Below are 5,963 nucleotides of genomic sequence, written 5' to 3'. Positions count from 1 at the left end.
CCCCCGCCTCCAGGCGGTCGTTCCTGCGGGGGACCGGACTGGGGGTCCTCGGCGCCGCCGGGTCCGCGTCCCTGGCCGCCTGCGGTTCCGACGAGGCCGCCGACGCCGCCGGCTCCGCCGCCGACGGGTTCGGGGCGGTCTCGGTGCAGCTGTCCTGGATCAAGAACATCGAGTTCGCGGGGGAGTACTTCGCGGACAGCAGGGGGTACTTCCGCGACGCGGGGTTCTCCAAGGTGGACCTGCTGGCCGGCGGGTCCGCGGGCACCGCGGCCGAGGCGATGGTGCTCTCCCGCCGCGCCACCGTCGGGCTGTCCTCGCCCACCCTCACCGGCCCCGCGATCGTCAACGAGGAGGCGCCGCTGAAGATCATCGGCACCACCTTCCAGAAGAACCCGTTCTGCCTGGTCTCCGTGGAGCAGCGCACCCCGGTGCGCACCCTGGCCGACCTGGCGGGCAAGCGCCTGGGCATCCAGACCGGCGGCAACGAGCAGATCTTCGACGGGTTCTGCAAGGCCAACGGCATCGACCCCGCCTCGTTCACGGTCGTGCCGGTGCAGTACGACCCCTCCGTCGTCGAGACCGGCGAGGTCGACGCGTTCATGAGCTACCTGACCAACGAGCCGATCCTGCTGGCCGGGCGCGGCCTGACGCCCGTCACCCTGGGTTTCGCCGACAACGGCCTGCCTGTCGTCGCCGAGACGTTCACCGTGCTGCAGTCCACCATCGACGACCAGCGCGACATGCTCAAGGCGTTCCTGCTCGCGGAGGTCAGGGGCTGGAACGACGCGGTCGCCGACCCGGCGGAGTCCGCGCGCCTGGCGGTCGAGGTGTACGGCGCCGACCAGGGCCTGGAGCTGGACGAGCAGACCAAGGAGGCCGAGGCGCAGAACCTGCTCGTCGTCTCCGACGACACCCGGGCCGACGGGCTGTTCACCATGACCGACGCGCTGGTGCAGGAGAACGTCGAGGCGCTGGCCCTCATGGGCACCGACATCACCGCCGAGCAGCTGTTCGACCTCAGCCTGCTCACCGAGGTGTACGAGGAGAACCCCGACCTGATCACCGGCTGAGCCCGCCGCCCCGCCCGCACCGCAGGGGGCCGACCGCGCCCCCCGCGTGGGGTGGATCTTCGCCTCCCTCATGCTCGTGATGCTGCTGGCCGCCCTGGACCAGACGATCGTGGGCACCGCGCTGCCCACCATCGTCGGTGAGCTGCACGGCCTGGAGCACATGAGCTGGACCATCACCGCGTACACGCTGGCCCTGACGATCGCCATGCCGGTGTACGGCAAGCTCGGCGACCTCGTCGGCCGCAAGAACCTGTTCCTGCTCGCCATCGCCCTGTTCATCCTCGGCTCGGCGCTGTGCGGCTTCGCGCAGGGCATGGTCGAGTTCGTCCTCTTCCGCGGCCTGCAGGGCCTCGGCGGCGCCGGCCTGATGATCATGTCGCAGACGATCATCGCCGACGTGGTGCCCGCCAAGGACCGCGCGAAGTTCATGGCCCCCATGGGCGCGGTGTTCGGCGTCTCCTCCGTCGCCGGCCCGCTCATCGGCGGCTGGCTCACCGACTCGGTGGACTGGCGCTGGGTGTTCTGGATCAACCTGCCGCTGGGCGTCGCCGCGCTGGCGGTGTCCGCGCTGACCATCCACCTGCCGAAGCGGAAGAACACCGCCCGCATCGACTACGCCGGCATGGTGGTGCTCGCCCTGGCCCTGACCGGCGTCGTGCTGGTCGCCAGCTGGGGCGGCACCGAGCACGAGTGGGGCTCGCCGGTGATCGTGGGCCTGGCCGCCGCCAGCGCCGTGCTCGCCGTGGCGTTCGTGCTCATCGAGCGCCGCGCCTCCGAGCCGGTCCTGCCGATGCGCCTGTTCCGCAACCGCACCTTCGTCGTGACCACCCTGCTGGGCCTGGTCGTCGGCGCCGGGATGATGGGCGCGCTGGCCTACCTGCCCACCTACCTGCAGATGGCCTACGGCGTGGACGCCACCGAGTCCGGGCTGCTGCTGCTGCCGATGGTCATGACCCTGCTGGTCACCAGCATCGGCTCCGGCGCCGTCGTCACCCGCACCGGCCGCTACAAGGCGCTGCCGGTCGTGGGCACCCTGGTCGCCGCCCTCGGCATGTTCCTCATGTCCACGCTGACCCTGGCCACCCCGCTGTGGCTGCTGTGCGTGCACGTCGCCGTCCTGGGCGCCGGCCTGGGCCTGTTCATGCAGATCATCGTGCTGGCCGTGCAGAACGCCGTGCACCCGCGCGAGATCGGCACCGCGACCTCCTCGAACAACCTGTTCCGCGAGCTCGGCGTCACCGTCGGCGTCGCCGTCCTGGGCACCGTGTTCACCGGCCGGCTCACCGAGCGCCTGGGCGCCCTGCTGCCCGGCGGCGCGGTCGCCGGCGGGCACGGCACCTCCTCGCTGACCCCGGAGGTGGTGCGCTCGCTGCCCGCCGACGTCGCCGACGGCGTCGTGAACGCCTACGCCGACTCCCTGACGCCGATCTTCCTGTGGCTGGTGCCGATGTTCCTGGTCGGCACCGTCATCGCCCTGTTCCTGCCCGAGGTGCCGCTGGCCTCCACCACGGCCGTCGGCGAGGGGGAGGCGGAGGTGCTGGGCGAGCACGCCGCCGCGGCCGCCACCGCCCCGGCGCCCGCGCCCACCGGTCAGGTGCCCGCGCAGGCCGGCGCCCCCGGCACCGGGACCGCGCCCGGCACGGGCACCGCGACCGGCACCGCCCCCGAGCCGCGCGCCTGACGCGGCTCAGCGACCCCCGGCGCGACCGCGGCCGGTGACCTCCCCCAGCGGGAGGTCACCGGCCGCGGTCGCTTCCCCGTACAGGAACCCCTGCGCGTGCACCGCGCCCAGCTCGCGCAGCACCTCCTCCTGCGCGGGCCGCTCCACCCCCTCCACCACCACGTCCAGCCCCAGGTCGCGCCCCAGCGCCAGCAGCGCCCGCAGGAACTGCTGCGCCCGCGGGCACACGTCCACGTCGGCGGTGAAGCCCCGGTCGATCTTCACCGAGTCCAGCGGGATCGAGCGCAGGTGCAGCAGCGAGGAGTACCCGGTGCCGAAGTCGTCCAGCGACAGCCCGAAACCCGCCTCGTGCAGCCGGCCGGTGACGTCCTGCACCGCGTCCAGGTCCTGCAGCAGCGCGTCCTCGGTGACCTCCAGCACCACCCGCGACGGCTGCACCCCGTGCCGGTGCGCGGCCTGCAGCACCGTCGCGGGGAAGCCCGGGTCGGTGAGCAGCTCCGGCGGCACGTTCACCGCCACCCGCAGCTGCGCGCGCCCCTCGCGCGCCCACCGGGCCAGCTGCGCGCACGCCTGCTCCAGCACGCTCGCCGTCAGCGCCGGCAGCAGGTTGCTGCGCGCGGCCAGCGGCACGAACACCTCCGGGGGGACCTCCCGCCCGCCGTGCGACCACCGCGCCAGGCACTCCGCCCCCGTCACCGCACCGGTGCGCAGGTCCACCAGCGGCTGGAACGCCGTGCGCACCTCCCCGCGCGCCAGGGCGCGGCGCAGCGGCTCGCGCAGCGGCAGCGCGCGCGCCTCCGGCAGCCGCATGCTCGGCCGGTACAGCGCCGCCCGCCCCCGCCCGGCGCGCCGGGCGGAGTCCAGCGCCACGTCCGCGTGCGCGAGCACCTGCGCGGGCGTCGGCGTCGGCGAGCGCCCCTGCGCGGCGACCTCCGCCACGCCCACGCTCACCCCCACCCCGACCTGCCGCCGGCCCACCGCGAACGGCTCGGACAGCGCCGCCACCGCCCGCTCCGCCAGCGACAGCACCTGCGGCTGCGCCGGGCCGCGCGGGCCGTGCTCGACGAGCACCGCGAACTGGTCGCTGCCCAGGCGCGCCAGGGTGTCGCCGTCGCCGACGACCCCGCGCAGCCGCTCCGCCACCCGCACCAGCAGCTCGTCGCCGCCGGGGTGGCCGAACGCGTCGTTGACGGCGCGGAAGTCGTCGATGTCGATGCTCAGCACCGCCAGCGGGCGCCGGTCGCGCCGGTGCAGCTCCAGGGCGTGGGTCAGCCGGTCCAGGAACATCGCCCGGTTCGCCAGCCCCGTCAGCTCGTCGTGCAGCGCCCGCCAGCGCAGCGCCTCCTCGCGGGCCTCGCCCGCCGCGCGCAGCCGCTCGGTGGCCAGCACCTGGCCCAGCAGCGTGGCCAGCAGCTCCAGCACGGGCTGGTGGCGCGCCAGCTCCGGCGGCTGCGCGCGCGGGTCCAGCCCGCACAGGGTGCCGAACAGGTGCCCGTCGCCGTCGCGGATCGGGATGCCCACGTACGCGCCGATGGTCATCCGCCGCGCCACCCCGGCCGCCGCGTAGGCGGGCACGGCCATCGCGTCGGGCGCGATGCGCGGGGCGTCCCCGGCCACCGCGTGCCGGCAGAACGAGTCCGACCACGCGTGCCAGTCCCCGGCGCGGCGGCCGTAGGCCTCGTCGCGCACGTGCAGGTGCAGCTGCCGGCCGTCCACGCGGGAGGTGATGGACCAGAACCCCAGCGGCACGTGCTCCTGCAGGAAGTCCAGCACCCGCGCGCAGGCCTCGTCGAACGACAGCGCGTGCACGGTCAGCGCCGGGGCCGGCACCCCCGCACCGCCGTCCAGCTCGGTCAGACCCACGACGTCCCCGCCCTCCGGTGCGCCCGGGACGTCCGTGTCCCTCCCCGCTGGTCAGGTTGCCACGGGCCCCGCACCCCGGCACGGCGAACCGGCGCGGCGGACCGGCGCGGCGAACCGGCGCGGCGGACCGGCGCGGCGGACCGGCGCGGCGGACCGGCGCGCCTCAGGGGCTGGCGGCCAGGAACAGGAACGCGGCCAGCAGCACCAGGTGCACCCCGCCCTGCAGGCGCGTGGCGCGCCCGGGCACGACCGTGAGCACGCCCACGACCACCGTCAGCGCCAGCAGGACCAGCTGGGTGGGGCCCAGGCCCAGCAGCAGCGGGCCCTCCAGCCAGATCGAGGCCACGGCGATCACCGGGATGGTCAGCCCGATGCTGGCCATCGCCGAGCCCAGCGCCAGGTTCAGGCTGATCTGGGTGCGCCCGCGCCGGGCGGCGTTGGCGGCGGCGATCGTCTCGGGCAGCAGGACGAGCAGGGCGATGACCACGCCGACGAAGGACTGCGGCAGCCCCAGGCCCGCCACGCCCGCCTCGATCGCCGGGGACTCCACCTTGGCCAGCCCCACCACCGCCACCAGCGCCAGCAGCAGCAGGCCCAGGCTGGTCGCGGCGGCGCGGTCGGTGGGCGGGGCGGCGTGCTCCTCCTCGTGCAGGGGCCCGCCCCCCGGGGCCACCGGCAGGAAGAAGTCGCGGTGGCGCACCGTCTGGGTGACCACGAACATCGCGTACAGCGCCAGGGACGCCGCGGCGGCGAACACCAGCTGCGCGGGGGAGAACTCCGGGCCGGGGCGGGCGGTGGTGAAGGTGGGCAGCACCAGGCTCAGGCTGGCCAGGGTCGCCACCGTCGCCAGCGCCGCGCCGGTGCCCTCGGCGTTGAACACGGTGGTGCCGTAGCGCCGCGCGCCCAGCAGCAGCGACAGCCCCAGGATCCCGTTGCACGTGATCATCACGGCGGCGAACACCGTGTCGCGGGCCAGCGAGGACGCCTGCGGCCCCCCGGCCGCCATCAGCGTCACGATCAGGGCCACCTCGATGACCGTGACCGCCACCGCCAGCACCAGCGAGCCGTACGGCTCGCCCACCCGGTGCGCGACCACCTCGGCGTGGTGCACCGCCGCCAGCACCGCCGCGGCGAGCACCACGGCCACCAGGGCCACGACCACCCCGCCGGGTTCTCGCCCCCACGTCAGGACCAGCAGCACCAGGGCGAGCACCGGGGCGATCGTCGTCCAGGTGAACCGGCCGGGTGCGGCGGAGCGGGGCGCGGAGCTCATGCCCCCAGCCTCACAGAGGCGCCGGTGCGCCCCCGCACCGGGCGCGTGGCGGGCGGAGGAGCGGGATCCCCCGCGC

At 75.2% G+C, this 5,963-nt stretch carries 3 protein-coding genes and 1 pseudogene; 2 read left to right on the top strand and 2 right to left on the bottom strand.

All coding sequences use genetic code 11. The features are described from left to right. The coding region (locus GTR00_RS12420; protein ID WP_166611932.1) for an ABC transporter substrate-binding protein at positions 1 to 1,070 on the top strand (1,070 nt) is incomplete at its 5' end. A gap of 25 nt (positions 1,071 to 1,095) precedes the next feature. Next, positions 1,096 to 2,751: pseudogene (locus tag GTR00_RS12415) on the top strand (MDR family MFS transporter); the annotation flags it as partial. Between the two features lie 6 nt (positions 2,752 to 2,757). Here GTR00_RS12415 and GTR00_RS12410 read toward each other — a convergent pair. Next, the gene (locus GTR00_RS12410; RefSeq protein ID WP_166611930.1) at positions 2,758 to 4,614 is read right to left on the bottom strand and encodes a putative bifunctional diguanylate cyclase/phosphodiesterase; all 1,857 of its coding nucleotides are present in this window, start codon (positions 4,612 to 4,614) and stop codon (positions 2,758 to 2,760) included. A gap of 163 nt (positions 4,615 to 4,777) precedes the next feature. Continuing rightward, positions 4,778 to 5,887 carry a calcium:proton antiporter gene (locus GTR00_RS12405; RefSeq protein WP_166611929.1) on the bottom strand — a complete coding sequence of 370 codons (1,110 nt, stop codon included), beginning with the start codon at positions 5,885 to 5,887 and terminating at the stop codon, positions 4,778 to 4,780. Between the last annotated feature and the right edge of the window lie 76 nt (positions 5,888 to 5,963).

Origin of the sequence: Kineococcus indalonis (assembly GCF_009906395.1) — a bacterium.
Classification (GTDB): domain Bacteria; phylum Actinomycetota; class Actinomycetes; order Actinomycetales; family Kineococcaceae; genus Kineococcus; species Kineococcus indalonis.
The sequence above is the reverse complement of the archived record's forward strand: the minus strand, read 5'-3'. Positions and strand labels throughout refer to the sequence as shown.

Coding starts and splice junctions, on each gene's coding strand:
- GTR00_RS12405 (WP_166611929.1), bottom strand. CDS start 5,887: ATGAGCTCCGCGCCCCGCTCCGCCGCACCCGGCCGGTTCACCTGGACG.